General features: G+C 67.6%; 25 protein-coding genes. 6 read left to right on the top strand and 19 right to left on the bottom strand.

Annotated elements, in window-relative coordinates:
- Positions 1 to 5: 5 nt before the first annotated feature.
- From QFZ47_RS18965 to QFZ47_RS18950, 4 genes are all read right to left on the bottom strand, one after another.
- Positions 6 to 2,072 carry a carbon starvation CstA family protein gene (locus QFZ47_RS18965; RefSeq protein ID WP_307657087.1) on the bottom strand — a complete coding sequence of 689 codons (2,067 nt, stop codon included), beginning with the start codon at positions 2,070 to 2,072 and terminating at the stop codon, positions 6 to 8.
- A gap of 127 nt (positions 2,073 to 2,199) precedes the next feature.
- On the bottom strand, positions 2,200 to 2,607 hold the full coding sequence (locus QFZ47_RS18960) for a hypothetical protein (protein ID WP_307657086.1): 408 nt from the start codon (positions 2,605 to 2,607) through the stop codon (positions 2,200 to 2,202).
- A gap of 132 nt (positions 2,608 to 2,739) precedes the next feature.
- Entirely contained in the window at positions 2,740 to 3,258 is a 519-nt protein-coding gene (locus tag QFZ47_RS18955; protein WP_307657085.1) for a C40 family peptidase, read from the bottom strand.
- Between the two features lie 9 nt (positions 3,259 to 3,267).
- Complete coding sequence (locus QFZ47_RS18950; RefSeq protein WP_307657084.1) at positions 3,268 to 3,690, bottom strand: DUF1801 domain-containing protein; 423 nt, start codon at positions 3,688 to 3,690, stop codon at positions 3,268 to 3,270.
- A 26-nt stretch (positions 3,691 to 3,716) separates the two neighbouring features.
- Between QFZ47_RS18950 and QFZ47_RS18945 the strand changes: the two genes are divergently transcribed.
- Genes QFZ47_RS18945 through QFZ47_RS18935 form a run of 3 tightly spaced genes read left to right on the top strand, consistent with a single transcriptional unit; the run spans position 3,717 to position 6,301 of the window.
- Positions 3,717 to 4,277: a hypothetical protein gene (locus QFZ47_RS18945; protein ID WP_307657083.1), complete on the top strand. Its 561-nt coding sequence runs from the start codon at positions 3,717 to 3,719 to the stop codon at positions 4,275 to 4,277.
- Positions 4,274 to 5,467: a PrsW family intramembrane metalloprotease gene (locus QFZ47_RS18940; protein ID WP_307657082.1), complete on the top strand. Its 1,194-nt coding sequence runs from the start codon at positions 4,274 to 4,276 to the stop codon at positions 5,465 to 5,467. Before QFZ47_RS18945 ends, QFZ47_RS18940 begins: the two co-directional genes overlap by 4 nt.
- 45 nt (positions 5,468 to 5,512) lie before the next feature.
- Entirely contained in the window at positions 5,513 to 6,301 is a 789-nt protein-coding gene (locus QFZ47_RS18935) for an extensin-like domain-containing protein (protein WP_307657081.1), read from the top strand.
- Between the two features lie 52 nt (positions 6,302 to 6,353).
- On the opposite strand, the gene QFZ47_RS18930 is transcribed toward QFZ47_RS18935, so the two are convergent.
- Together QFZ47_RS18930 and QFZ47_RS18925 are read right to left on the bottom strand one after the other, a co-directional pair.
- Positions 6,354 to 6,749 (bottom strand): hypothetical protein, encoded by a 396-nt coding sequence (locus QFZ47_RS18930; RefSeq protein WP_307657080.1) that lies wholly within the window; start codon positions 6,747 to 6,749, stop codon positions 6,354 to 6,356.
- Positions 6,749 to 7,300 carry a type VI secretion system amidase effector protein Tae4 gene (locus QFZ47_RS18925; protein ID WP_307657079.1) on the bottom strand — a complete coding sequence of 184 codons (552 nt, stop codon included), beginning with the start codon at positions 7,298 to 7,300 and terminating at the stop codon, positions 6,749 to 6,751. The genes QFZ47_RS18930 and QFZ47_RS18925 overlap by 1 nt, the downstream gene beginning before the upstream one ends.
- A gap of 351 nt (positions 7,301 to 7,651) precedes the next feature.
- On the opposite strand from QFZ47_RS18925, the gene QFZ47_RS18920 reads away from it, so the two are divergent.
- Positions 7,652 to 9,211, top strand: a complete 1,560-nt coding sequence (locus QFZ47_RS18920; RefSeq protein WP_307657078.1) for a serine hydrolase domain-containing protein — start codon at positions 7,652 to 7,654, stop codon at positions 9,209 to 9,211.
- 2 nt (positions 9,212 to 9,213) lie between these two features.
- Here QFZ47_RS18920 and QFZ47_RS18915 read toward each other — a convergent pair whose 3' ends face one another.
- The 3 genes from QFZ47_RS18915 to QFZ47_RS18905 form a co-directional block, all read right to left on the bottom strand.
- Entirely contained in the window at positions 9,214 to 9,834 is a 621-nt protein-coding gene (locus QFZ47_RS18915) for a DUF938 domain-containing protein (protein ID WP_307657077.1), read from the bottom strand.
- 61 nt (positions 9,835 to 9,895) lie between these two features.
- Complete coding sequence (locus QFZ47_RS18910) at positions 9,896 to 10,540, bottom strand: response regulator transcription factor (RefSeq protein WP_307657076.1); 645 nt, start codon at positions 10,538 to 10,540, stop codon at positions 9,896 to 9,898.
- Positions 10,537 to 11,907 (bottom strand): cache domain-containing protein, encoded by a 1,371-nt coding sequence (locus QFZ47_RS18905; RefSeq protein WP_307657075.1) that lies wholly within the window; start codon positions 11,905 to 11,907, stop codon positions 10,537 to 10,539. Before QFZ47_RS18905 ends, QFZ47_RS18910 begins: the two co-directional genes overlap by 4 nt.
- Before the next feature lie 84 nt (positions 11,908 to 11,991).
- Between QFZ47_RS18905 and QFZ47_RS18900 the strand changes: the two genes are divergently transcribed.
- Positions 11,992 to 12,414: a hypothetical protein gene (locus tag QFZ47_RS18900; protein ID WP_307657074.1), complete on the top strand. Its 423-nt coding sequence runs from the start codon at positions 11,992 to 11,994 to the stop codon at positions 12,412 to 12,414.
- Positions 12,415 to 12,439: 25 nt separating this feature from the next.
- Here the strand turns inward: QFZ47_RS18900 and QFZ47_RS18895 are convergent, their stop codons facing one another.
- From QFZ47_RS18895 to QFZ47_RS18860, 8 genes are all read right to left on the bottom strand, one after another.
- Positions 12,440 to 13,378, bottom strand: a complete 939-nt coding sequence (locus QFZ47_RS18895) for a VTT domain-containing protein (protein WP_307657073.1) — start codon at positions 13,376 to 13,378, stop codon at positions 12,440 to 12,442.
- Between the two features lie 40 nt (positions 13,379 to 13,418).
- Positions 13,419 to 14,429: an aldo/keto reductase gene (locus tag QFZ47_RS18890; protein WP_307657072.1), complete on the bottom strand. Its 1,011-nt coding sequence runs from the start codon at positions 14,427 to 14,429 to the stop codon at positions 13,419 to 13,421.
- 68 nt (positions 14,430 to 14,497) lie between these two features.
- A complete protein-coding gene (locus QFZ47_RS18885) occupies positions 14,498 to 16,039 on the bottom strand; it encodes an alkaline phosphatase D family protein (protein WP_307657071.1) in 1,542 nt (513 codons plus the stop codon).
- Positions 16,036 to 16,815 carry a glycerophosphodiester phosphodiesterase family protein gene (locus tag QFZ47_RS18880; RefSeq protein ID WP_307657070.1) on the bottom strand — a complete coding sequence of 260 codons (780 nt, stop codon included), beginning with the start codon at positions 16,813 to 16,815 and terminating at the stop codon, positions 16,036 to 16,038. Before QFZ47_RS18880 ends, QFZ47_RS18885 begins: the two co-directional genes overlap by 4 nt.
- Before the next feature lie 10 nt (positions 16,816 to 16,825).
- Positions 16,826 to 17,746 (bottom strand): ABC transporter permease subunit, encoded by a 921-nt coding sequence (locus QFZ47_RS18875; protein ID WP_307657069.1) that lies wholly within the window; start codon positions 17,744 to 17,746, stop codon positions 16,826 to 16,828.
- Positions 17,747 to 17,770: 24 nt separating this feature from the next.
- Positions 17,771 to 18,682, bottom strand: a complete 912-nt coding sequence (locus QFZ47_RS18870; protein WP_307657068.1) for an ABC transporter permease subunit — start codon at positions 18,680 to 18,682, stop codon at positions 17,771 to 17,773.
- A gap of 22 nt (positions 18,683 to 18,704) precedes the next feature.
- Positions 18,705 to 20,033, bottom strand: a complete 1,329-nt coding sequence (locus QFZ47_RS18865; protein WP_307657067.1) for an extracellular solute-binding protein — start codon at positions 20,031 to 20,033, stop codon at positions 18,705 to 18,707.
- 25 nt (positions 20,034 to 20,058) lie between these two features.
- The gene (locus QFZ47_RS18860) at positions 20,059 to 21,411 is read right to left on the bottom strand and encodes a sn-glycerol-1-phosphate dehydrogenase (RefSeq protein WP_307657066.1); all 1,353 of its coding nucleotides are present in this window, start codon (positions 21,409 to 21,411) and stop codon (positions 20,059 to 20,061) included.
- Positions 21,412 to 21,550: 139 nt separating this feature from the next.
- On the opposite strand from QFZ47_RS18860, the gene QFZ47_RS18855 reads away from it, so the two are divergent.
- Positions 21,551 to 22,513, top strand: a complete 963-nt coding sequence (locus QFZ47_RS18855; RefSeq protein WP_307657065.1) for a sugar-binding transcriptional regulator — start codon at positions 21,551 to 21,553, stop codon at positions 22,511 to 22,513.
- A gap of 11 nt (positions 22,514 to 22,524) precedes the next feature.
- On the opposite strand, the gene QFZ47_RS18850 is transcribed toward QFZ47_RS18855, so the two are convergent.
- Positions 22,525 to 23,784, bottom strand: coding sequence for an MFS transporter (locus tag QFZ47_RS18850; protein WP_307657064.1), 1,260 nt, complete (start codon positions 23,782 to 23,784; stop codon positions 22,525 to 22,527).
- Between the two features lie 129 nt (positions 23,785 to 23,913).
- The gene (urtE, locus tag QFZ47_RS18845; protein ID WP_307657063.1) at positions 23,914 to 24,606 is read right to left on the bottom strand and encodes an urea ABC transporter ATP-binding subunit UrtE; all 693 of its coding nucleotides are present in this window, start codon (positions 24,604 to 24,606) and stop codon (positions 23,914 to 23,916) included.
- Positions 24,607 to 24,931: the final 325 nt, after the last annotated feature.

Here is a 24,931-nt window from a genome sequence, read left to right as displayed (position 1 = left end):
CCTGCTCAGCGGGCCGCCGAGGTGGCGAGCGGTTCGAACGGCGTCTCCTGCGCGGTCGGGCGATGGGCCGCGCGCGCCGCGAGGCAGGCCTTGATGCTGTAGACCAGCACGCTCAGCACCACGAACATGAAGAGCGCGCACAGCGCGGCGTCGAGCCGGTCGTTGAAGATGATGCGCGACATGGCTTCGGGCGTCTTGGCCGGCGCCACCAGCACGCCGTTGGCCAGGCCTTCGGTGTAGCGGGCCGCATGCGAGAGGAAGCCGATCTTCGGATCGGGCGAGAAGATCTTCTGCCAGCCGGCCGTGAGCGTGCACGCCAAAAGCCATGCGGCCGGCGCAATGGCCACCCAGGCATAGCGCTCGCGCTTCATGCGGAACAGCACCACCACGCCCAGCAGCAGCGCCACTGCGGCCAGCATCTGGTTGGAGATGCCGAAGAGCGGCCACAGCGTGTTGATGCCGCCCAGCGGATCGACCACGCCCTGGTACAGGAAGTAGCCCCAGGCCGCCACGCACAGCGCCGTGGCAAACAGGTTGGCCGGCAGCGAATCGGTGCGCTTGAGCGCGGGCACGAAGCTGCCCAGCAGGTCCTGCAGCATGAAGCGGCCCGCACGGGTGCCGGCGTCCACGGCCGTCAGGATGAAGAGCGCCTCGAACAGGATCGCGAAGTGGTACCAGAAGGCCATCATGGCCTGCCCGCCGATCACCTGGTGGAGGATGTGGGCCATGCCCACGGCCAGCGTCGGCGCACCGCCCGCGCGGCCGAGGATGGTGCTTTCGCCCACGTCCTTTGCAGTCTGCACCAGCATCTCCGGCGTGACCACGAAGCCCCAGCTCGAGATGGTCTGCGCCGCCTGTTGTGCGGTGCTGCCCACCAGCGCGGCCGGGCTGTTCATTGCAAAGTAGATGCCGGGCTCGATGCACGACGCCGCCACCAGCGCCATCACCGCCACGAAGGATTCGGCCAGCATGCCGCCATAGCCGATGAAGCGCGCATGGCGCTCGTTGTCGAGCATCTTGGGCGTGGTGCCCGAGGAGATCAGCGCATGGAAGCCCGACACCGCGCCGCAGGCGATGGTGATGAACAGGAACGGGAACATGCTGCCCGCCCACACCGGCCCGCCGCCCTGCGCAAACTGCGTGAGCGCAGGCATCTGCAGCGTCGGCATGACGAACACGATACCGATGGCCAGCGCGATGATGGTGCCGATCTTCAGGAAGGTCGACAGGTAGTCGCGCGGCGCCAGCAGCAGCCACACCGGCAGGCTCGCGGCCACGAAGCCGTAGCCCACCAGCATCCAGGTGAGCGCCTTGCCGTCGAAGGTGAAGAGCGGCGCCCATGCGGGGTTCTGGCTCACGGCCTGGCCGCCGAAGATGGCGAGCATCAACAGCACGAAGCCGATCAGCGACACCTCGCCGATGCGCCCCGGCCGGATGAAGCGCAGGTACACGCCCATGAACAGTGCCACCGGAATGGTGGCCGCCACCGTGAAGGTTCCCCACGGCGATTCGGCCAGCGCCTTCACCACGATCAGCGCCAGCACCGCGAGGATGATGATCATGATCATGAAGGTGCCGAACAGCGCGATCATGCCGGGCACCGTGCCCATCTCCTGCTTGACGAGGTCGCCGAGCGAGCGGCCGTCGCGCCGGGTGGAGATGAACAGGATGATGAAGTCCTGCACCGCACCCGCGAACACCACGCCCGCCAGCACCCACAGCAGCCCGGGCAGGTAGCCCATCTGCGCGGCGAGCACCGGGCCCACCAGCGGGCCGGCGCCCGCAATGGCCGCGAAGTGATGGCCGAACAGCACGTTCTTGTCGGTTGGCACGTAGTCCAGGCCGTCGTTGTGGCGGTGCGCCGGCGTCTTGCGGTTGCCGTCGAGCCCCAGCACCTTCTCGGCGATGAACAGGCTGTAGTAGCGGTAGGCGATCAGGTAGGTGCAGATCGCGGCGGTCACCACCCAGAGGGCGTTGACGCTTTCACCGCGCGCAAGGGCCACGGTGCCGAGCGCGAATGCGCCGACCACGGCCACGACGAGCCACACCAGATGGCGGCGGATGCTGTGCATGGGAATGTCTCCTGGGAATGAACCCGGGAGTTTTGCCGCAGGGGCGCGCGGGCGCATCCGTCGGACCGCGCGGCCCGCGTGCGTGGCTTTGCGTAATGGAAAACCCTGCCAGGGTCTGTTGGCAGGCCTATCGCACCGTCGACATCACCGTCGCGCGGCAGCGGGGCTGGTCGCGCGGTGCCAGCAGGTTGCAGTTGTCCAGCGCGCGCTGCTGCATGTCGCTGAGCCTCGGCTGTTCGCCCGGGGGCGGGCCGTCCCACTGGCGATAGGCCGGCGGCGGAGGCGGTTGTTCGGCCCAGCGCTCGCGGCGTTCGTATTCGCGCCGCTGCTCGCGTTCGTAGGCGCGCTGCTCGCGGCGGTCATAGCGTTGCTCGCGGTCGCGCTGGATGCGCCACATGCAGGTGTTGAAGTCGACGCCGGAGCGGCCGCTGGCGCAGTAGCGGCGGTCGTTCTCGTACGAGTCGGGATCACGCTGCGCAAGGGCCGGAAGCGTGGTGGCAAGGCCCAGAATGGCCAGGACGATGAGTTTTTTCATGGGGACCTCTCCGAGGTTCGGTGACACCGGCACAGCATGCCACACCGATCAGACCGCCCCAAGGCAGGCATCCCTGTAGACCAATGACTACGCTGATCCGTTGAGTTGGATTGAGTGGCGCTTTTCAAGCGCCTAAAGGCGACGCGCCTGCATCGGCTGGCGCGACCAGTAGATGCCGTCCAGCCGGTCGAGCCGCACCTCGCCGCCCGTCGATGGCGCATGCACGAACTGCCCCGCTCCCACATAGATGCCCGCATGCGACGGCGTCGACGCGCCGAAGAGCACCAGGTCGCCCGAGCGGAGCTCGGACGTGGGCACCGGGCGGCCGAAGCCGGCCATGCGCACCACCGTGCGCGGCGTGGCCTGGCCCGCGCTGTTCCTGTAAACGTAGCCGATGAGTCCGCTGCAATCGAAGCCGCCCTCGGGCGTGTTGCCGCCATAGCGGTACGGCGTGCCGACGAGGCCCAGCGCGTGGATGGCGACGTTGCTCGACTGCTCGGCCGTCAGCACGGGAGGCCCGTAGGCGGTCACGGGCTGCGGTGCCCGCGGGCCCGCGCAGCCCAGCACCAGCAGGCAGGCGCCGATCGGTAGCAGCCGAAGAAGCAGCAGCGGCATGCGGGGACGTGGCGTGGGCGCGGATGCGTCGGGCATGTGGTTGCGTCAGGACTTGGCCGTCTTCTTCGCAGCCTTCGGCTTGCCGGCACCGTTGAGCGCCACCGCCTGGCGCACGAGCGCCTTGAAGGCAGCCTCGTCGACGGCTCCGCCTTCGTGGATGTCGATCGCGCGGCGCATGTTGCCGTCGAGGCTCGCGTTGAAGAGACGGGCCGGATCCGGCAGGGACGCGCCCTTGGCGAAGGTGAGCTTCACCTTGTCCTTGTAGGACTCGCCGGTGCAGATGATGCCGCCGTGCGACCAGACCGGCGTGCCCATCCACTTCCACTCCTCGACGACGTCCGGATCGGCCTGCTGGATGAGCTTGCGCATCCGGCCCAGCGTTTCGCCGCGCCAGCCGCCGAGCTCGGCAATTCTTTTCGAGATGAGCTCCGATGCCGGCTGGTCGTGGCTCGCGTCCGACTTTTTCATGTTTTTCAGTATGGCACGATCAACGCATGCCCGAGCCATCCCGCCGCATACCGTACCGCACCTGGCCAGGCGCGCTCGCGGTGCTCCTTGCCATTGCCGCCTACGTGGGCGGCCTGACGTTCTGGGACAGCCGCACGCCCGGCAGCCGGCCGCTGGCCGCGGGGGAAACGGTGGCCGTCGGCCATGCCAGGTTCGTTCCCGCCAGCGGATGGGAGATGGACGTGTCGCGCTCCCGCGCCGGCCAGTCGTTGATGCTGTTCAAGGGCGGCCACAAGTTCCTGGTGACCACGCGTGCATGGGCGGGCGGACCCGACGGTCCGCTGATGCGGCAGCAAAGGCTCATGGAGCGCGGCCAGCGCCTGAGCATCGATGGCGACGTGTCCGACTTCGTCACCTCGTGGGGCCTGCAGGGCAAGACCTTTGCGTACTACGGATCGAAGCTGGCCGGCCGCTTCTGGCAGGTGGTCGACCTCCAGCGCCGATCGCTCGTGCAGATCGATTGCTACGGCGCCAGCGAGGGCCTGAACGAAGCGATGGCCGATGCCCGGCGCATGCTGGAATCGATGGACCTGGAGGCACCGCAGTGACACCGCCCGCCTTCGAAGGCCAGCAAGACCGCGGCGACTGGCCGATCGGCACCGATTCGTTCTTCCAGCCGCAGCGCGCGGCCTTCTGGCTGCTGGCGGCGCTGATCGTCAACGGCCTGTTCTACACCGCCGGCATGTTCTCGACGGGGTTCCGCGTGGTCCCCGTCACGGCCCTGCTGGGCATTCTGGTGTGGTGCATCTACACGCTGGTTTTTCTTCTGGTCTTTCGCGCGCTGGACCTGCTCGAGCAGCACCCGCCGGAAGCTTTCGTGCTGGCCTTTGCGTGGGGCGGGCTCGGGGCCGTCTACTTCGCCGCGCCCGCGAACATCGCGATTCAAAGCCTGTGCGCCAAGCTGGTGTCACCGGATTTCGTGGCGCTCTGGGGGCCGGCCATCGCGGGCCCGATCACCGAGGAGTTCCTGAAGATTGCCGGCGTCATCCTGCTGGTGCTGGTGGCGCGCAACCAGTTCCAGACTTATCTGTCGGTGCTGATCGTCGGTGCCATGGCGGGACTGGGTTTTCAGGTGGTCGAGAACCTGACCTACACCGTCAACGCCTCCATGCACTTTCCGCTCGAGAACCAGGTGTCTCCGGTGCTCATCAACCTGCTGACGCGCGGGCTGCTGAGCGGGCTGTGGAGCCACGCGGCCTACACGACGATCGCGTCCTTCGGCGTCGCCTGGTTCCTGCTGCATCCGGAGCGCCCGATGGCGGCGAGGATCGCCTGCGCCGTGCTGTGCTTCGCGCTCGCGTGGGCGATGCATTTCATCTGGAACTCGCCGTGGCTCGAAGACCTCTTCGACGGCGGCTACGGCGACATGGCGGTGCTGCTCGCCGTCAAGGGCATTCCCGCGATGGTTGCGGCCGGCCTCTTCTGGCGGGTTGCCGCGCGCGAGAACGGCGCCTACCTGCATGCGCTGGCGGCCTACTTCGTGCCCGAGCGCGAGCTGATCCGCGACGACGAGTGGATCCGCCTGGGCGCGCCTTTGCTGCGCTACAGGATTCGCCGGGAGATGGGCTGGACCTTCGGCCTGCGGGCAAGGCGCCTGAAGACGCAGCTGCAGCGCGAGCAGCTTCGCCTGATCCGCAAGGCAATGACTTATGGACGCGGAGCGCAGACACTGCGGCACGAAGTGGCGATAAGGCGCGTGCGGGCCGAGCTGGATCCGCTCATCGCAACGCGGCCCTGAAGAAGATCTCAGACATGGCGCCCTGTCTGGCATTGCATCGAGGCCATGGCATTGGATCCTTCTGAGCATCCGGTGAAGCCCACGCCGTCGCGCCGCAAGCGCTGGCTGCTCGGCACTGCCGCGGTGTGCGCCACGCTCGCCGTGGGTGCGTGGGCCGTGGCGACCGGCACCGTCGAGATTCCCGAGCGCTTCAACCCGTGGGCGCCGCTCGACGTCGCGGCGCCGCCCGATTGGCTGACCGGCTTCAAGCTCTCGCGGGCCCGCCGCGAACCGGCGCGCTGCCTTGCGGCGCTGGCGCAAACCGGCATGCAGTACGACCTGCTGCCCGACCGCGTCACCGGCCCGGGTTGCGGTTTCGAGAACGCCGTCAGGCTGCGCTCGGCCGGCGTGCGCCTGGGCACCGCGCCTTCGCTGAGCTGCCCGATGGCGCTGTCCTTCTTCATGTGGGAGCGGCACGCGCTGCAGCCGGCCGCCAGGCAGCGCTTTGGCCAGCCGGTAGCGGCCATCGAGCACCTCGGCAGCTATGCCTGCCGCAACGTGAACCGTGGCGAAGGCGCCGTGCCGGGCGCTTCGCGCAGCCGGCACGCAACGGCCGATGCGCTGGACGTCGCCGGCCTGACGCTGGCCGACGGCCGCCGCATCACGGTGCTGCAAGCCTGGCCCCGCGACGGTGCCGCCGGCGCTGCGGACCCGGACGATCCGGCGGCGTTGCTGCTGCGCGATGCGCACCGTGGCGCCTGCCGTTTCTTCAATGGGGTGCTGGGCCCCGACTACAACGCCGCGCACAGCGACCACTTCCACTTGGAGACCGGCGGGTACGAGATGTGCCGCTAGCTGGCACACCAAGGATGCGGCGCCAATGCGCCAGCATCTTGAAGCGTGGGCACTACGCAGTGGTTTCGCTCTTCTTGCGTGCCACCAACGCTGCGAGACCTGCACTGACGATGGTCCAGGCTCCAATTCCAACAGCCATCGCGTTCTCGGGCTTCATCGGTAATTGAATCGGAACGATGCCGAAGACAACGCTGGCGGCTGCAATGGCAGCAAGCATTCCAAGCGCCCGACGTGGACTCGTCGCGGCGACGCCGCCGACCCAACCACCCAACGCGGCAGAGGCCGCACCGCCCATGAGGACATACACGCGCAGCATCCGAGCGGCTTCATCCTCGCCGTGATGCCCAATCCCTGTACCTGGAAACGCGAGTGAAAAGAGGATTGGCAGGCCCAGAAACAAAGCGACGCCGAGCAAAGCCCCGCACAGAGTGAAGATCGGACGCTTCATCAGCTGATCGGCCAGAAGACAACTCGACGTGACGCGTGCAGATCAGAGTAGAGGTATCCGTTGCCGCTCCACGGTGATCGAAAGGTATCAATGCCGAGGGAGAAGCGAAGGAACGTCGTCCACGATGGTGACAGTCGATTCCGATCCCACAGATCGATGTGATCTCCAGTGGGAAGCTTGGCCTCAGCGGTGCGCAACCAGTAGTCCTCGAAATAGATGATGCCCGTACGACCAGAAAGACTCTTGTCGAAGCTGTTTCCCTGATGTGTTTCCGCATCTGGACAGCCAGCGAATGGACGATGCATCAGCCAGTTGGCCAACTCGGTCGCGCGCAGCACCATTCCGTTTCCGGAAGGCCCAAATTCGCAACGTGGTCCAGGAAATGTCTTGAAACTGACACCAGACTTTTCCAAAGCAATGCCGACCCGTATTGCGCATTGATCGTCATACGCCTTCTTTCCCGTGCGAGGGTTCACGCAAGGGTCATCACTCGGGTAGTTCTTCCATATCGCTTCGAACGATATCGGCTTTGCCATTTCGGGAAGTGGCATCTGTTTTTTCCTTCCTGTGCTTATCTATGCTTATCTAGCTTGGTCCAGCGAACTGACCATCGACTACCGTGAGTCCGCCGCATCTTATCGACTCAAGCTCATGCTGCCAGCCACCCAAAAGGCTACGTCCACACAGACTGTCTCCTCTGACCGTGAACTATTGCTGCGTTCTGCAGGCAAACACGATGCCGGGACTCTTCGACCATCGAATCGAAGGGTGAGAACCTTGGAGCTACATCGCGTGCGCCTCACCTGAAAGCGCTAGGCGCCCCCACGGGATTCACCCACAATCCCGCCGGTGTCGAAGGTTGCGTACCGCAGTCGACCATCGCGACGACCCAAGGACCGCCAATGAAGCACTCGATCCGCCGTTCCCTCACCACAACTGCCGCGGCCCTGGGCCTGGCAACTGCATTGGCCTCCTGCGGTGGCGGCGGGGGTGGAGGTGGCGGAGGGGTCGGCATTGGCGCTCCGTTGCCGCCCACCACGGCGCAGTTGCCGGAACGCGAGGCGCTCATTGCCCGCGCGCGGGCCCTCGAGCTCAACACGCCCTACGTGCCGCCGCCCGGCAACGTGCTGGAGCACCACACCTCCGGCTATGCCAAGACGATGTGCTCGGCAGTGTTCATCACCGGCATCGACCCCGACGTTGCCGCTGAAAGCCTCGGCTACTTCGTGGGCCCCTATGACCAGCGAAAGAACGTCGGCAAGCCCGTGGTCGACCGCGTGAAGAAAGAGGTTCGCATCTCGATTCCCAACGGCCCGACGCTGGTGGCGCGCCACTTCGGTTCGCAGGGCTGCGTCACATTGCCGGCCGGCCGGGACGATGTTCTCTTCACGCCCGTCGAAGCCAGGAGCACGCTGCCCGACCCCGCGACCCAACCGTGGCCGATGGGCGACGTGCTGCCGGGCGATCCGCCGCCAGCCGAAGTCGACATGGCCAAGGTGAACCAGGCCGTCGATGCCGCGTTCGGCGTGCCGGAGGCCTACACATCTGCCTTCGTGGTCACGCACAAGGGCCGCATCGTCGCCGAGCGCTACATGAACGGCATCGGCGCGGCGACGCCGCTCGAATCATGGTCGATGGGCAAGAGCGTCGTGGCCACGATGATGGGGGTGCTCATCAAGCAGGGCGTGTACAAGCTCGACCAGCCAGCGCCCATTCCCGAGTGGCAAGGCACCGGCGATGCGCGGCAGCAGATCAGGATCTCCGACATCCTGCAGATGTCGAGCGGCCTGCGCATCAAGGCGCCGGACGATCCGGACTTCGACCCCAACGGCACCTACCCCGATCACGTCTACTACTACACGGGCCGCATCAACGCCTTCAACTACGCCGCCACCCGGCCGCAGCAATGGCCGCCCGGCGCGGTGGGCCGCTACCGCAACACCGATCCGGTGCTGGCCAACTACCTGGTGCGGCTCGCGGTGGAAAAGCGCGGCGAGGAGTACCTCTCGTTTCCGCAGCGCGCGCTCTTCGACAAGATCGGCATCCGCTCGATGGTGATCGAGACCGACCCCTACGGCAACTTTCTCACCCAGGGCTACGACTTCATGTCGGCGCGCGACTGGGCGCGCCTGGGCAATCTCTATCTGCAGGACGGCATGTGGAATGGCGAGCGCATTCTTCCCGAGGGCTTCGTCAAATTCGTGAGCAGCGTGGCACCGGCCTGGGCCGCGGACAAGCGCCCGATCTACGGCGGCTTCTTCTGGATCAACGGAATGAGCTCGCTGGCGATGCCGGCGTCGGCCTACTACATGCTCGGCGCCGGCGGCCAGTTCGTGCTGGTGATTCCGTCGCATGATCTCATCGTGGTGCGGATCGGGCATTCCAAAGGAGAACGGTTCGCGGCCTCGACGCTGAACCAGGCGCTGGTGCTGCTGACGACTGCGGTGCCCCGCGTGCGCTGACCTCAGCGGCCGAAGACCAGCAGCAGGTTGTTCGCGGGCATCGCATGCCGCTCGCGCAACACAAGCCCTGAGTGGCTTGCCTCGGCCACCACATCCTCCAGGCGGCGTATGCCCCATGCTGGATTGCGGGCGCGCAGGTCTTCGTCGAACGCCAGGTTGCTCGGCGCCGCTGCGGCTTCTTCTTCGAAGTAGGGCCCGTAGGTGATCAGCAATCCGTCGGCAAGCAGATGCCGCGCGGCTCCCTGCATCAGCGCGGCGCATGCGGCCCAGGGCGCGATGTGCAGCATGTTGGCGCAGTAGATCGCATCGAACTTTTCTTCCGCAGCGAACGCCGGTCCCTGCGACGGCCATCGAGGCGACATCACGTCGAGCAGCAGCGGCGCACAAAGATTGGGGAGTGCGGCTTCTGCGACTCGGCCTGCAAGCGCCGGGAGCATGCGTGCATCGGCGTCGGTCGGCTGCCAGATCCATTGGGGCATTGCTGCGGCGAACCACGCGGCATGCTGGCCGGTGCCGGATGCGATCTCCAGCGCGGTGCCGCCTTCGCCGAGGATGCGGGTCAATGCCTCGAGAATGGGCTGCTTGTTGCGCTCGGCGGCGGGGCTGTGGGGAAGGTCGGACATGCGAACAGGGTCTGGATGATTGTGATGGGTTGGGACAAGAGCTTTGGCAAGGCAGTGCAACTCAGCCCTGCCCGAACTCCCGCGCATGCTCCACCGCATACTTGATGAGTTCCGCCTGCCCTTCGATGCCCAGCCGCCTTTTGATGCTCTGCCGGTGCGCCTCCACCGTGCGCACGCTCAGGCCCAGGTCGCGCGCAATCTGCTTGCTCGATTCGCCGCGGCCCAGCGCGGTAAGGATCTCGCTTTCGCGCGGCGTGAGCAGCGGCCTGGGCGCCTGGTTGCGGAACAGCTTCTTCGAGACGGCCGGGCTCAGGAAGGTGCCGCCACCTGACACGGCCTCTATGGCTGCGACGATCTCGGCCGCGGGCGCGTCCTTCAGCACATAGCCGCGCGCGCCCACCTGCAGGGCCTTCTGCACGTATTCGGGGTTGTCGTACATGCTGAGCATCACCACGTGCGGCGCGGGCTGATGGCGCTGCAGCACCAGCGCGGCCAGGTCGATGCCGTTCATGTCCTTCATGCCGACGTCCATCAGCAGCAGATCGGGCTTGAGCGACTCGATGAGCGCCAGCGCCTCGGCTGCGCTGCCCGCTTCGCCGACGATCTCCAGGTTGGGCATGGCGCCCAGCCGCGCGCGCAGGCCATCGCGCACCAGCGGATGGTCGTCGACGAGAAAGAGGCGGATCGGGGCGGCGTCTTTCTTCATGCCGGTTCAGGCCTCGCGCTGCGCGCCGGCACTTCGGCCACGATGGTTGTTCCGCCTTCACCGGACTGCACGTTCAGCCGTCCGCCGATCGACTCCATGCGCTCGCGCATGTTGCGCAGGCCGATGCCGCGCCGTGCATCGAGCTGCATCGCCTCCACGTCGAAGCCGGTGCCGTCGTCGCCGATCGCAAGCCGCACGCCTTCCTCGTCGGAGAAGCCCAGCGCGATGTGCACGCGGTGCGCCTGGGCATGCTTGCGCACGTTGGTGAGCGCCTCCTGCGTGACACGGAAAAGCGCGGTCTTGGCCTCCTGCGAGAGTTCGAAGGCCTCGCCCTCGATCATGATCGACGCATCGATGGCGCCCTCTTCGGCGAATTCGTCGCCCAGGCGTTCGAGCGCGGCAGGCAGGCCGAGCGTGTCGAGCAGGGCCGGCCGCAGGCGATGTGAGATGCGGCGCACCTCGACGAGCGAATCATTGAGCCTTTGCAGCGCCTTGCTCAATGCGGGCGGCGCGGGCTGGCGCTCGCGGTCCAGCGCGTCCACCGCGGATTCGATCAGCAGCTTGGCCGACACCAGCGTCTGGCTGGTGCCGTCGTGCAACTCGCGCGCGAGGTGGCCGCGCTCTTCTTCCTGCGACTGCACCACGCGCCGCGCCAGCAGCCGCAGCTTGGCCTCGGCCGTGCGGTGCTCGCTGAGGTTGAGCAGCAGCCCGGTGGCGCTCACCACGGCCAGGCACAGCGCTGCAATGCCGGCAATCCAGAGCAGCGTGGTGGTGACGTTGGCGCTCATCTGGCGGTCGAGCGCCTGCATGGTGGTTTCGATGTCGTCCAGGTACAGGCCGGTGCCGACCATCCAGTTCCAGCGCGGCAGCGCCGTCACGTAGCCGAGCTTGGGCGCCATCTGCTCGCTGGAGGGCTTGCGCCATTCGTATTCGACGTAGCCGCCGCCCGCACGCGCGCCCGCGATCAGGTCCTGGATGGTGAAGCGCCCGCGGGAGTCGCGCATGTCCCAGAGGTTCTGGCCCACGAGCTCGGGCTGGCGCGAATGCATGAGCGAGCGGCCCTGCATGTCGTAGACGAAGAAGTAGCCGTCGTCGCCGTAGTCGAGCGCAGCCAGTCGGCGCAGGGCTTCGCTGCGGGTTTCCTCGTCGTCCCGGCCCGCGTCGTACAGCGGCCGCACGATGCTCACGGCAAGGTCCACATAGCTGCGCAGTTCGCTGCGCCGCTGGTCCATGTGGCTTTTTTCGATGAGTGCACGCTCGCGCTGCGCCAGGTCATGCTCCTGGTGGCGCACGGCCAGGGCCACCAGCACCAGCGCAACCAGCAGCGGTGCAACGGCCAATGCGACGATCTTGGTGCGGAGGTTCATCGGGGGGCAAGACTACCACCGGGCGGGGCCGCGAACCTTAAGATCGCGAGGGCACCGGGGACGCAACACACGGGAGCAGATCGCATGCAGAACCGCAGGGTGGCCGTACTGGCCTTTCTTGCCCTGGTTGGCACCGGCACGGCCATCGCCGGCGCACCCTTCACGGCAGTGTTCAGCGGCACGGGGCGCGCATGTTCGGGCGGGCTGTACGTTCGAACGCAGACCATCGAATGGAATTCGAGCTTCAGCATCTGCAAGCCCACCCGCTACAGCGTGCTGGAGAAAGACCTTGCCGCGGACCATGGCCGCATCACCTTTCGCCTCGATGCCCGCAGCCGGCAGTGTCGCTACGAGGTGATCGAGGCGGAGCAGATCAGCACCTATGGCTGGAGCGTGCAGGGCTACCAGTCGCTCGAGGCTTACCAGAAGCGCGCCCTGCCCGGCTGGCGCCATTCGCCTCGCGATGAACGAATGGTCTTGTCCTGCCCGATGGTCCGGCTGGACTGATCGTCAGGTCCGTCGTCAAACGGCCTCAGTGCAGGCTGGTCGGCCGGCCCGAGGCCACCCAGGCGTCGAGCCCGCCCGTCAGCGGCAGCGCGCGCCGCGCACCGCGCGCCAGCAGCACCCGCGCGGCCAGGGCGGCCGACACCTCGTTGGGGCAGTTGCAATAGAGGACCACGTCGCGCCCGCCGACGAGCGGCAGTTCCGGATGCCGCTGCTGCAGCGCCTTGAGCGTGTACGCCAGCGCCCCGGGAATGCGGCGCGGATCGACCTGCACGCCGGCCTCCCCGCGCACGTCGATCACCAGCGGCGGCGCCTCGCTCGCGAGCAGTTCGTGCAGTTCGTCCACGCTGATGCGCGGCATGCCGGTGAGCCGCATGAAGGCACGCCGACGCCAGTAGCGCACCGCCAGCAGCACGGCCAGCACCACCACCAGCGCCAGGGTGGCGATACCGCCGGCCTGGGCCAGCATGGCCAACACCTCCTGGATCTGGTCGCGAAAGGCCCAGCCCAGCCCGAGGAAGACGCCGGTCCAGACCAGCGCGGCACCAATGTCGAAGCCGATGAAGCGCCACACCGACATGCCCAGCGCACCGGCCATCGGCGGCGCAACCACCGACACGCCCGGCACGAACTTGGCGGCCACCAGAGAGAGGCCGCCCCATCGGCCGATGAGCGACTCGCCGCGCCGCACGCATGAATCGGGCGACAGCGAGATGCGGCACAGAAGGCGCATGAAGCGGTAGCCGAAGCGGCGCCCGGCATAGAACCAGGCGCCGTCGCCGAGCACGTTGGCCAGCACCGCCGCCACCACCACGCCCGCCACCGAGACATTGCCGGCCGCCAGCAGCGCACCCGACACCACCAGCACCGCGGCCGCGGGCACCGGCAGTCCGAGGCGCGCGGCAAAGCTCGCCGCGAAGACGATCGCGATCGCGTTCTGCACCAGCAGCGACATCAGCTGAGCCATGGCGGCCGCGCGAGTTTTGGGGGGTTCACTCCTTGGCTGCCTACCTGGGCGCGTCGCCCTTGCGGTATTCGGCCGTCAGCTCGTCGAGCTTCTGCTTCAGCGCCGGGTCCAGCTTGTAGTCGGCCGCGGCCAGCGTGGCGTCGAGCTGCTCGGGCCGGCTGGCGCCGAGCAGCGGCGCGGTGATGCGCGGATTGGCCATGACCCAGGCCACCGCCAGCGTGGCCAGCGGTACGCCGGCTTCGTCGGCCAGCTTGTGCAGCTGCGTCACGGTGTTGAAGCTGCGCTCGTTCCAGTAGCGGTCCTGGTACATGCCGCCGGCCGTGCCGAGCGTGAAGCGGGTGTTCTGCTCGGGCGTGGCGCCGGGCTTGTACTTGCCGGTCAAGAGGCCGCCGGCCAGCGGGTTGTAGGGAATCACGCCCAGGCCTTCTTCGCCCGTGAGCGGCAGCAGCTCGCGTTCGATTTCGCGGAACAGCAGGCTGTAGCGCGGCTGCACCGACACAAAGCGCGTGAGCTTGTGCAGCTCGGCCTTGCCGAGCGCGCGGGCCAGCCGGTAGGCCAGGAAGTTGGACACGCCGATGTAGCGCGCGCGGCCCGACTTGACGATGACGTCGAGCGCCTCCAGGCTCTCTTCGAGCGGCGTCTCGCGGTCGTCGCTGTGCAGCTGGTACAGGTCGACATGGTCAGTCTGCAGCCGCTTCAAGGAGGCATCGATGGCATCGAGCAGGTGCTTGCGCGAGGCGCCCTGGTCCCAGCTGTTGGGGCCGACCTTGCCGACGGCCTTGGTGGCGACCACGAAGCGGCGGCGGCCCGCGGGGCCTTGCTTCTGCAGCCAGCGGCCGATGATTTCCTCGGTGCGGCCGGTGGTTTCGACAGTGCCACCGAGCGGGTACACGTCGGCGGTATCGAGAAAGTTGATGCCGCCCTCGGCGGCCTTGTCGAGGATGCGGTGCGACACGGCCTCGTCGGTCTGCAGGCCGAAGGTCATGGTGCCGAGCGCAAGGCGCGAGACGGTGAGGCCGGTGCGGCCGAGTCGGGTGGTCGGAATGCTCATGGGGGTGTCGCTCCGGACGATGGAAAGGCGACGGCCATCATAGTCACGACGGCGCAAGGCTGCAGCGCTCAGGTGCTTTCAAGATGCACGCCGGGCGCGCCGCGCTCCACCGCAAAGCGCGCCATCGGCGCGACGGCGGCGTCTGCGGCCTTTTCGTCGTCCACGGCGCGGAACTCGACCGTGCAGCCGCGCGCGTCGAGCGCCATGTGCGCATAGCCGCGCTTGTCGCCGCGGCCGTAGCGCAGGTGGTCGTTCTTGGCGAGCATGTGGGCCACGTTGGCGGCGCTGGGGCCTTCGGAGGTGATGGCGCCGCCGACGAACTCGGTCGCCACCGCCGGGCCTTGCGGCTCGCGTCGCAGGTCGGCGGCCCAGAAGGCATGCACGTCGCCGCTGATGACCAGCGCGTCGCCGCCGCGCGCCTTGTTCGCGGCCAGGCCGTCGAGCAGGCGCGCGCGCGAGGCGGCATAGCCGTCCCAGCCGTCCATCCAGTAGCCGTGCTCGGGGCCACGCTTGCGGTCGGCCTCGGCCAGCAGCGTGGGCTGGGCGATCACGGTCCACCGGGCCGGTGGCGCGGCCAGTTCGTTCGCGAGCCAGGCCTCCTGCTTCGCGCCGAGGAAGCTGCGCTCCGGCGCCAACCGGTCGGCGCAGTCGGCCAAGGGCGAGGCGCTGCGGCCCGCAAGGCAGGCGTGGTGCGAGCGGTACTGCCGCCCATCGAGCAGGAACACGTCGAGCATGCGGCCGAAGCGATGGCGGCCGTAGATGGTGGCCGCGGCACCGGTCGGCCGCATGCTGGCGGGCACGGGCATGTGCTCGTACCACGCCTGGTAGGCCGCGGCGCGGATCGCAAGGAACTGCGCGGGATCGATGCTGCGCGGCGAGACGTCGTCGGTGTAGTCGTTGGCCACCTCGTGGTCGTCCCAGGTCACGAGCCAGGGGAACGCGGCGTGCGCGGCCTGCAGGTGCGGGTCGGTCTTGTAGAGCGCATAGCGGTCGCGGAACTCGCCGAGCTGCGTGGGGATGCCGCCCTGGTGGTGGCGCACATGGCGCGAGCCCCAGGAGCTTTCGTAGATGTAGTCGCCCAGGTGCACGACGAAGTCGAAAGGCTGCATGGCCATGTCGCGGTAGGCCGCGTAGTAGCCCTGCTCGTACTGCTGGCACGACGCGAAGGCAAAGCGCAGCGGCTGCGTCGCGGCATCGGTTTCGGCCGGCGCGGTGCGGGTGCGGCCGGCAGGGCTGCGCGCGCCATCGGCCGTGAAGCGGTACCAGTACGGCCGGCCGGGTGCGAGGCCCTGCACCTCGACGTGCACCGAATGCGCGAGCGCCGCAACGGCCGTTGCCCTGCCCTTTGCCGCGATGCGTGCAAAGCCCTCGTCATGTGCCACTTCCCACTGCACGTCGACCGAGGCCTCGCCCATGCCGCCGCCCTGCAGCGGATCGGGCGCCAGCCGGGTCCACAGCACCATGCCGTCGGGCCTGGGGCTGCCGGATGCCACGCCCAGCGTGAACGGAAACTCGCGCGAGGCCTGCTGTGCGTGAAGCCGGAGGAACGGCTGGCCCAGCGATGCGGCGGCCACTCCGCCGAGCAGCAGGCGGCGGCGCGAGACCTTCATGTCCTTGCGCGCGCGGCCAGCGCCAGGTCGGGTCGGTCGGTGGTGATCTGGCGCATGGGCATGGTGAGCCATTGTGCAATTTCATCGGGCTCGTTGATCACCCAGGCACCCAGCCGTTCGCTGCCGAGCGCGGCCAGGCACTGCGGCCAGGTGGCGGCCAGCAATTTTTTCTCGACCGCGACGATGCAGCCCGGCAGCGCCGCGTAGCGCGCCAGCGCCCGCGTGATGCCGCCGAGCATTTCAGCCGAGCGATGGTCGAGCGAAGCCAGCACGCGCCCGCGCGGCCAATGCGCGAGCACCTGCGCCAGCACCTCGGGCACGAAGCAGGTCAGGATGCTGCGCTCGGCCACGCCCGCATCGTGCAGCGCCTGCACCGTGCGCGCGATGGCGCCGGGCGGCAGTTCGCCGGCGGCGTCGGACTTGATCTCGACATGCAGTTCCATGCGGGTGGGCGCGAAGAGCTTCAGCACTTCGGCCAGCGAGGGTACGCATTCGTCGGTTTCATCGCCACGCTGTTGCTCCTGCACCCCCTGCCCCCTGCGCAGGCGCATGGCCAGCACCTCGGCCGCGTCATGGTCGCGCACCGGGCCCGCGCCTTCGGTGGTGCGGTCGAGCAGCGGATCGTGGATGACCACGGCCTTGCCGTCGCGCGTTTCCTGCACGTCGAACTCGACCGCGTCGGCGCCCAGCGCGATCAGGCGGCGAAAGCCGCTCATGCTGTTCTCCGGCCAGAGGTTCCGCGCGCCGCGGTGTCCCACGATGATCATTGCTGCCATGTCCTTTGCCTTATTTGCTGCTGTCCATCAGCCCCTTGACGAACGAACGCTGCAGCGCCACCACCACGACGATGGGCGGCAGCATCGTGAGGAGCGCGGCGCTCATCGCCACGTTCCAGGCCGGCTGCGAATCGGCGCGCGGTATCAGGTGCTTGAGGCCGATCACCGCGGTGGCCATGTCCTTGTCGGTGGTGAAGAGCAGCGGCCAGAGATACTGGTTCCAGCCGTACAGAAAGAGAATGATTGCCAGCGCCGCGATGTTGGAGCGCGACAGCGGCAAAAGGATCGACCAGAAGAACTGCATCGGCGAAGCGCCGTCGAGCCGGGACGCCTCGCACAGCTCGTCGGGCACGGTGAGGAAGAACTGGCGGAACAGGAAAGTGGCCGAAGCCGAGGCAATCAGCGGCAAGATCAGGCCCGGGTAGGTGTCGACCATGTTCCATTGCAGCTGGATGTCGACCGTGTGGCCGGTGACGGCATTCCACGCCGACGAAAGGTGCAGCGCCTCCACCACCCACTGCAGCGGCAGCGCCGCATTCGCCACCGATTCGTAGGTGGGCGAAATGCGCACCTCGATCGGCAGCATCAGCGACACGAAGATGAGCCAGAACGCCGTCATGCGAAAGCGGAAGCGGAAGTAGGTGATGGCAAAGGCCGACAGCAGAGACACCGCGATCTTGCCCACGGTGATGCCCGCCGCCACGACAAACGAATTGAAGAACAGCCGGCCGAAGTTGGCCTGCGTCCACGCGGTGCGCAGGTTCTGCACGAACTGGTCGCCGGGCAGCCACGGCAGCGGCACCTGCTGCACTTCTGCAATGGTGAGCGAGCCCGCGACGAAGGCCAGGTAGAGCGGCACGCAGACGAAGGCCACGCCCACCAGCAAAATGGCGTGGCAGATGCCGTCGAGAACGGGAGCGCGTTCAACCATGCGATGAATCCTTTGCGCCGTGCGTCATACGTCGTAGCTCACGCGCCGCTCCACATAGCGGAACTGCAGCAGCGTCATCAAGAGCGCGAAGATCATCAGGATGACCGATTGCGCCGCCGACGAGCCGAGGTCGAGGTTGATGAAGCCGTCGACATACACCTTGAACACCAGCACGTTGGTCGCACCGGCCGGTCCGCCCTGCGTGACCGCATCGACGATGGCAAAGATCTCGAAGAAGCCGTAGACGAAGTTCATCACGGCCAAGAAGAACATCGTGGGCATGAGCAGCGGCAGCCCGATGGTGAAGAAGCGCCGAAGCGGCCCTGCGCCGTCGACCGCTGCCGCTTCGAGCAATGAAGAAGGCACGGCCAGCAGGCCGGCAAGCAGAAATATGTAGTCGTAGCACACGTGCTTCCACGAAGCGGCCAGGATGACCAGGATCATCGCGTCCGAGCCCACGCGGTTCGGGTCCCACGCGAGGCCGATCGCATGCAGCACCTGTGCGAGCGGGCCGACCGCCGGGTTGAAGAGAAAGGCCCAGAGGATGCCCGCGATGACCGGTGCAATGGCATAGGGCAGCAGGATGATCGCCTTGTAGATGCCGCGGCCGCGAATCACCCGGTCGCTCGCAAAGGCCAGCACCAGCGCCACCGCAATGGTCAGCAGGTTCTGCAGGAGGGTGAACACCACCGTGACCTGCACCGACTCGTGGTACGTGGCGCTTTGCAGCAGCTGCGCGAAGTTGTCGAAGCCGACGAAGTGCACCGTGTTGCCGAACGGATCGGACAGGAAGAAAGCCTGCCCGAGCGCGCGGAACGACGGAATGAAAAAGAAGAACAGCAGGATCGCGAGCTGCGGCAACAAGAGCAGCACGGGCAGGCGCACGTCCTTGAAGTGCGCGCGCTTCAGGCCCGCTTCGATTGCCGCTGCTGCCATGGATGCTGCCTCGCGCCGCGCTTCAGTAGCGGCCCTTGTTGAGCTTCTCGTACTGCCGCAGGATCTCGTTGCCGCGCTTGACGGCATCGTCCATGGCCACCTGTGGCGTCTTCTTGCCGGCCACCACGTTCTGGAACTCGTCGCGCTGCGCCATCATGGTCTGCGTGAAGTTGCCGAAGTGAAAGCCCGTGGAGTTGGCCGTGGGCGTGCCGCGCGTGAGCTGCAGGATCGCGATCTCGCGCGTTGCATGGTCCTTGTAGTAGCCCTGCGACTTGGCCAGCTGGTAGGCCTTGTTGGTCAGCGGCACATAGCCCGTGGCCTTGACCCACCAGAACTGCGTCTCGGGCTTGGCGAGGTAGTCGAGGAAGGCGGCCACGGCCTCGTACTCGGCGGGCTTCTGGCCCTTCATGACCCACAGCGACGCGCCGCCGATGGTGCTGTTCCTGGGCTGCTTGCCATCCTCCCACGGCAGGTAGGTGGCGCTCCAGTCGATCTTGGACTCCCGTTCGATGCCGCTGTGCGCGGCGGTCGAGGCAAAGTAGGTGGAGCACTTGCCCGATGTGAAGAGCTGCTCGGGGCTCAGGCCCTGGCCGGCGATCTGCATCACGTCGTCGTCGATCCATTTCTTGATGCGTGCGACCTGCGAGACGACCGATGTCTTGTTGTAGACGAACTCGGTGTCCAGCCCCTGGTAGCCGTTGGCCTTGGTGGCATAGGGCAGGTCGTTGATGGCGCTGTAGTTCTCGAGCAGGCTCCAGTGGTAGTCGCCCGCGAGCACCGAGCCGCAGGCCGAGATGCCCTTCTGCTTGATGGCGTAGAGCTGCTTCTCCAGCTCCTGCCAGGTCTCGGCGGGCTTGGCGAAGCCGGCCTTCTCGAAGTGCGCCTTGTTGTACCAGAGGATGGGCGAAGACGAGTTGAAGGGCATGGTCATCAGCTTGCCCTTGTAGCTATAGAAGCCGGCCACGGGCTTCACGAAATCGGCCCAGTCGACCTTGTAGCCGCGCTGGTCGAGCAGGTCCTGCACCGGCATCGTCGCGTCCGACAGCAGCATGGTCATGAAGCCGCGCTCGTAGATCTGCACGAGCGCCGGCGCACGCTTGGCGCGGTAGGCGGCGATGGTGCCGTTGATGACCTCGTCGTAGTTGCCCTTGTAGACGGCCGACACGGCGTACTTCTGCTGCGAGGCGTTGAAGTTCTTCACGAGTTCATCGACCCGCTCGCCGAGTGCGCCGCCCATGGCATGCCACCACTGGATCTGCACGGGCTCGGCCGCGGCCGGCGCGGCACCGGCCAGCCAGAGCGCGGAGGAAAAGGCCAGCGTGGCCAGGGCGTTGCGTCGGTTGAAGTTCATCGCTGTCTCCTGTGGATCGTTGGGGTCAGGCAGCCCAGAAGCCGCCGGGGCTGAAGAGATCGCTGATCGCGGCATCGAGCCAGCCGATGTCGTCGAGCAGGTCGAGCAATGTGTAGCGCCGCCGGATGAGGCGTGCGCGGCGGTAGTCGGCGGCGAGGCGCGCGCCCGCGATGCCGAGGTCGCGCGGGTGCGCGGCGGCGCCGAGGGTGCGCAGGCGCTGCTGCATGTCGTTGGCGCCGATGAGCTGGCTGGCAAGTTGGCCGCGCAGCACGGGCCAGACGCCTGCGAAGCCCTCGATGCGCGCGCGGCGGCCGCCAGCCGCGCGCTTGGCCGTCATCTCGCCGCGTGCGGCGGTGCGGAATTCTTCGCGGTCGAATGCGGCGTCGATCTCGCGCGAGAGTGCGGCGTCGTCGTAGCCATCCTCTGCCTGCCCGGCGGCCGATGCGAGCGCGGTGTCGGGCCGGGCCAGCAGCCATTCGTACAGCGCCAGCATGGCGACGCAGCCAACGCCCACGCAGGCGCCGTGCGCGGCGGGCTCGCCGCCGGCCTGCAGGTTCTCCATCTCCCACAGGTGGGAGAACTGGTGGTCGCTGCCGCTGGCCGGGCGCGAGTTGCCGTGGGCCTGCATGGCGAAGCCGCTGACCAGGAGGCCGGCCATCAGGTCGCCCATGGCTTCAGGCTCGCGCGCGGCGAGCCGGCCGGGTGCGCCGAGCCATCCGCGCAGGTGCGCCTGCACCATGTCGAAGGGCCGGCGGCTCAAGGGCTCGATGCCGAGCGCATCGGCCAGCAGCCAGTCGGCACCGGCCACGGTCTTGCCGGCAAGATCGCCGTAGCCCCAGGCCGTCATGCGCGCGGGCGCCGCGCCGAGCACGTCGAGGTCGGCCAGCACTGCCACGGGCGGCGGGCAGGCCAGCGTGCGCTTGAAGCCGTCTTCGTCGAGCAGCGCCGCGCCGGAGGCGGCGTAGCCGTCCATCGAGGCCGCGGTGGCGAAACAGACATACGGCTTGCCAGCGAGCATTGCCGCATGCTTGACGAGGTCGTTGACAACACCGGAACCCACGGCCAACGGCACCAGGTCGTGCACGGCGAGCTTGCGCGCGATGGTGGCCGAGGCCGCCACGCGCGGCTTGAGCCGGGGGCGCGCGGGCAGCATCAGGGGCGGCGCAAGCGCGATGCCCTGCGCCTCCAGCAGCGCCTGCGCCGCCTGGCCCGCGATGTCCCACGTGGTGTCGTCGGCCACGATCATCCAGCGCGCACCGGGCGCCGCGCGCCGCAGGACGCCGGGCAGCGCATGCGCCGCGGCACGCTCGACAACCACCTCTTTCGTGACCTCGGCGTCGCGCAATGCGGCTTTCAGCAAGGATGTGTTGTCGCTCATGTCTCCAGGGGATCAGGGCGCCGATAGGGCTGCAATGAACAAGTGTATATTCTGAAATTCATTTGTTTCAAGCCGGTGACTACCCGAGGTTTTGGGCGGCGCGGGCAGAATCCGGGGATAACAACAGCGGAGCGTTCGGATGGCTGACGAAGATCAGGTGGCGGTGCGCGTGGCCTGGCTCTACTACATGGAGGGGCTCACGCAGGACGGCATCGCCACGAGGCTCGGCCTCACGCGGCTGCGCGTGAACCGCCTGCTGGGCGAGGCGCGCGAAAGCGGGCTCGTCAGCATCAAGATCAACTCGCGGCACGAGAGCTGCCTGCGGCTCGAGGAAGAGCTGCGCGAGGCGTGCGGCCTGCGCGAGGCGGTGATCATCCCCACGCCCGAGAGCCCCGATCTCATTCCGGTGCTGCTGGGCCGCACGGCCGGCGAATACCTGTCGAAGCATCTCGAGACGCACCGCGTGCGCGGCCTCGGCGTGGGCTGGGGCGCCACGCTGCGCGAAGCGATCCGCCACGTCGCGCCGGGGCAGTGGCCCAACCTGCACGTGAACTCCATGATGGGCGGCTTGACGCGCGGCCTGGAGATCAACACCTTCGAAACGGCCAGCGCACTGGCCGCGCGGCTGGGCGCGCAATGCAGCTACCTGGCGGCGCCCCTGTACGCGGGCAGCGCCAGGTCGCGCGACACCATCGTTTCACAAGATGTCTTCAAGGAAGCGTTCGGCCAGATCGCGGCCAACGACGTCGCGCTGCTGAGCGTGGGCGACCTGAGCACGCGCTCGCTGCTGGTGCGCTACGGCCTGCCCAAGGATGTGCCCGTGGCCGGGCTGCGGCAGGCCAAGGCGGTGGGCGACATCATCGGCCAGTTCCTCGACCGCCACGGCAAGCCGGTGAAGCATGCGCTGAACCTGCGCGTAGTCGCGCCCTCGCTCGAAGAGCTGGCGCGCATTCCCACGGTGATCGTCGCCTCGGGCGGCGAGAACAAGGCGCCGATCATTGCAGCGGTGCTGCGCGCAAAGCTGCTGTCGGTGCTGATCTGCGACGAGCAGACCGCGCGCACGGCGCTCAAGCTCTATCGGGCGCTGGCCGCGCAAGCCTGAAGAAGGCCCGGCTAGCCGGCGGAGCCCTCGCAGGCCACATTGTTCGGCCGGGCGCTCGCCCGTGCACTCATCAGCGCCCAGGCGAACACGCCCACGCCTGCCAGCGCGAGCAGCGCACCCACCCACCCGGTCGAGGTCCAGCCCAGCCCGGCCGCAATGGCCACGCCGCCGAGCCAGGCGCCCAGCGCATTGGCCATGTTGAAGGCGGAATGGTTGAGCGCGGCAGCGAGCGTCTGCGCGTCGCCGGCCACGTCCATCAGGCGGATCTGCAGCGCCGGGCCGATGGCCACGGTGGTGCCGATGAGAAACACGTTGATCGCCGCGGTGACCACGTGATGCGCGGCGAACGAGAACATCGCGAGCACCAATGCCGCATACACCAGCAGGCCGCCGATGGTGCGCATCAGCGACTTGTCGGCCAGGCGCGAGCCGACGAGGTTGCCGGTGACCATGCCGAGGCCGAACAGCGCAAGCACGAAGGGCACGCCACCCAGCGGCAGGCCGGCCACTTCGATGAGCGTGGGCTTGATGTAGCTGAACACCGAGAACATGCCGCCGAATCCGATGGCGCCGATGCCGAGCGTGAACCACACCTGCTTGCGCCTGAGCGCGCCGAGCTCGCGCCAGGGACTGGCACCCGCGGGGGCGGCCAGGTCGGGGATGTCGCGCCGCAGCAGCGCCACGGCCACCAGCGCGATGAGTCCGACGAACACGAACGCCGCGCGCCAGCCGAACAGCTGGCCGAGCCATGCCGCGATCGGCACGCCGACCAGCGTGGCGCCGGTGAGCCCCAGCATCACGAGGCCCACGGCGCGCGCGCGGCGCCCGGGCGGCGCGAGCGTGGCCGCCACGAGCGCGGCAACGCCGAAGTAGGTGCCGTGCGGCAGCCCGGTCGCAAAGCGCAGCAGGTTAAGCGACATGTAGCCCGGCGCCATCGCGCTGGCGAAGTTGCCGGCGGCAAACACGGCCATGAGGGCGATCAGCAAAGCGCGTCGGCGCCAGCCTGCGGCGAGCACTGCGAGCACGGGCGCGCCGATGACCACGCCGAGCGCATAGGCGCTGATGACGTGGCCGGCTTGCGGAATGCTGACGGCGATGTCGCTCGCGACCTCGGGCAGCAGCCCCATGATCACGAATTCGCCGGTGCCGATGGCAAAGCCGCCGACGCCGAGCGCGAGCACGGCGCGCAGGAAGTTGACGGGCGCGGCAGCGGGAGATGAAACGGAAATGTCGGTGTCCGCGCTGTCCAGTGCGGGTGGGGAGGCGTTCAAGGCCAGGCTCCTGGGAGGGTGCCCGGCGGCGACGGGCAGGAGCCAATTTTAGGGTAAACCCTGAATTTCTGCCGATACGGCGATGCTGCGGGGCTGATACCGGCATGCCGGCGGGTGACCGGCCGGCTGTCAGATCGCGACGAGCTGGCGCACGCCCTGGGCTTCCATGTCCTTGCCGAGGCCGCGCGCAATGACCTCGCCGCGCTCCATCACGAGGTAGTCGTCGGCCAGTTCCTGGGCGAAGTCGTAGTACTGCTCGCACAGCACGATGGCCATGTCGCCGCGGTCGGCCAGCATGCGGATGACGCGGCCGATGTCCTTGATGATGCTGGGCTGGATGCCTTCTGTCGGCTCGTCGAGGATCAGCAGCTTGGGCTTGGGCGCCAGCACGCGCGCGATCGCAAGCTGCTGCTGCTGCCCGCCGGAGAGATCGCCGCCTCTTCGGTTGATCATCTGCTTGAGCACGGGGAACAGGTCGAACAATTCCGACGGGATGGGCGTGCTGCCGCTCTTGTAGGCGAGGCCCATGCGCAGGTTTTCTTCCACGGTGAGCCTGGCGAAGATTTCGCGGCCTTGAGGGACGAAGCCGATGCCTGCCCTTGCCCTTTCATAAGGGGTGGCCTTGTGGATCGGCTTGCCTTCGAGCTCGATGCTGCCGCTCCTGATGGGGACCAGGCCCATCAGCGACTTGAGCAATGTCGTCTTGCCTACGCCGTTGCGGCCCAGCAATACCGTGACCTTGCCGAGTTTCGCCTCGAAGCTCAGGTCGCGGAGGATGTGGGAGCCGCCGTAGTACTGGTGGATGTTCTTGACTGTCAGCATTTTTTGGACGCCTTCCTTTGTCTTTAGTGGAAGCGCCCGGTATGCGGCACGGCGCGGTCGGCCCCACTGTGCCGGCCCTTCGGGCTGCCCTGCGGTGCTCGCGTTTCGCGGGGTCTCGCAGAACTCGCTTCGCTCAAACAGCTGCGAGCCCTGATCCGCAAAACGCTGCGCTCCTCGGCGGCACAGAGGGGCCGTCCACACCGCGCCGCATGCCGGGCGCTGGTTGTGGTTTTGATGCCGCCTGCCCTCACCCCGGCCCTCTCCCGGAGGGAGAGGGAGGGAGTCAAGGGCACAGCCTCCATCGCCGTACCCCGAAGAACGACAA

The organism is Variovorax paradoxus (assembly GCF_030815975.1).
Classification (GTDB): domain Bacteria; phylum Pseudomonadota; class Gammaproteobacteria; order Burkholderiales; family Burkholderiaceae_C; genus Variovorax; species Variovorax paradoxus_N.
Note: the sequence above shows the minus strand (reverse complement) of the source record. Positions and strands in the feature narration are given on the sequence as shown.

What these genes read in the sequence shown, in the direction of transcription:
- urtE (WP_307657063.1), bottom strand. Translation starts at nt 24,606, where the DNA reads ATGCTGACAGTCAAGAACATCCACCAGTACTACGGCGGCTCCCACATC.
- QFZ47_RS18875 (WP_307657069.1), bottom strand. Translation starts at nt 17,746, where the DNA reads ATGGTTGAACGCGCTCCCGTTCTCGACGGCATCTGCCACGCCATTTTG.
- QFZ47_RS18925 (WP_307657079.1), bottom strand. Translation starts at nt 7,300, where the DNA reads ATGCCACTTCCCGAAATGGCAAAGCCGATATCGTTCGAAGCGATATGG.
- QFZ47_RS18870 (WP_307657068.1), bottom strand. Translation starts at nt 18,682, where the DNA reads ATGGCAGCAGCGGCAATCGAAGCGGGCCTGAAGCGCGCGCACTTCAAG.
- QFZ47_RS18945 (WP_307657083.1), top strand. Translation starts at nt 3,717, where the DNA reads ATGCCCGAGCCATCCCGCCGCATACCGTACCGCACCTGGCCAGGCGCG.
- QFZ47_RS18895 (WP_307657073.1), bottom strand. Translation starts at nt 13,378, where the DNA reads ATGGCTCAGCTGATGTCGCTGCTGGTGCAGAACGCGATCGCGATCGTC.
- QFZ47_RS18880 (WP_307657070.1), bottom strand. Translation starts at nt 16,815, where the DNA reads ATGGCAGCAATGATCATCGTGGGACACCGCGGCGCGCGGAACCTCTGG.
- QFZ47_RS18920 (WP_307657078.1), top strand. Translation starts at nt 7,652, where the DNA reads ATGAAGCACTCGATCCGCCGTTCCCTCACCACAACTGCCGCGGCCCTG.
- QFZ47_RS18905 (WP_307657075.1), bottom strand. Translation starts at nt 11,907, where the DNA reads ATGAACCTCCGCACCAAGATCGTCGCATTGGCCGTTGCACCGCTGCTG.
- QFZ47_RS18915 (WP_307657077.1), bottom strand. Translation starts at nt 9,834, where the DNA reads ATGTCCGACCTTCCCCACAGCCCCGCCGCCGAGCGCAACAAGCAGCCC.
- QFZ47_RS18960 (WP_307657086.1), bottom strand. Translation starts at nt 2,607, where the DNA reads ATGAAAAAACTCATCGTCCTGGCCATTCTGGGCCTTGCCACCACGCTT.
- QFZ47_RS18890 (WP_307657072.1), bottom strand. Translation starts at nt 14,429, where the DNA reads ATGAGCATTCCGACCACCCGACTCGGCCGCACCGGCCTCACCGTCTCG.
- QFZ47_RS18910 (WP_307657076.1), bottom strand. Translation starts at nt 10,540, where the DNA reads ATGAAGAAAGACGCCGCCCCGATCCGCCTCTTTCTCGTCGACGACCAT.
- QFZ47_RS18930 (WP_307657080.1), bottom strand. Translation starts at nt 6,749, where the DNA reads ATGAAGCGTCCGATCTTCACTCTGTGCGGGGCTTTGCTCGGCGTCGCT.
- QFZ47_RS18865 (WP_307657067.1), bottom strand. Translation starts at nt 20,033, where the DNA reads ATGAACTTCAACCGACGCAACGCCCTGGCCACGCTGGCCTTTTCCTCC.
- QFZ47_RS18855 (WP_307657065.1), top strand. Translation starts at nt 21,551, where the DNA reads ATGGCTGACGAAGATCAGGTGGCGGTGCGCGTGGCCTGGCTCTACTAC.
- QFZ47_RS18885 (WP_307657071.1), bottom strand. Translation starts at nt 16,039, where the DNA reads ATGAAGGTCTCGCGCCGCCGCCTGCTGCTCGGCGGAGTGGCCGCCGCA.
- QFZ47_RS18955 (WP_307657085.1), bottom strand. Translation starts at nt 3,258, where the DNA reads ATGCCCGACGCATCCGCGCCCACGCCACGTCCCCGCATGCCGCTGCTG.
- QFZ47_RS18900 (WP_307657074.1), top strand. Translation starts at nt 11,992, where the DNA reads ATGCAGAACCGCAGGGTGGCCGTACTGGCCTTTCTTGCCCTGGTTGGC.
- QFZ47_RS18935 (WP_307657081.1), top strand. Translation starts at nt 5,513, where the DNA reads ATGGCATTGGATCCTTCTGAGCATCCGGTGAAGCCCACGCCGTCGCGC.
- QFZ47_RS18965 (WP_307657087.1), bottom strand. Translation starts at nt 2,072, where the DNA reads ATGCACAGCATCCGCCGCCATCTGGTGTGGCTCGTCGTGGCCGTGGTC.
- QFZ47_RS18860 (WP_307657066.1), bottom strand. Translation starts at nt 21,411, where the DNA reads ATGAGCGACAACACATCCTTGCTGAAAGCCGCATTGCGCGACGCCGAG.
- QFZ47_RS18950 (WP_307657084.1), bottom strand. Translation starts at nt 3,690, where the DNA reads ATGAAAAAGTCGGACGCGAGCCACGACCAGCCGGCATCGGAGCTCATC.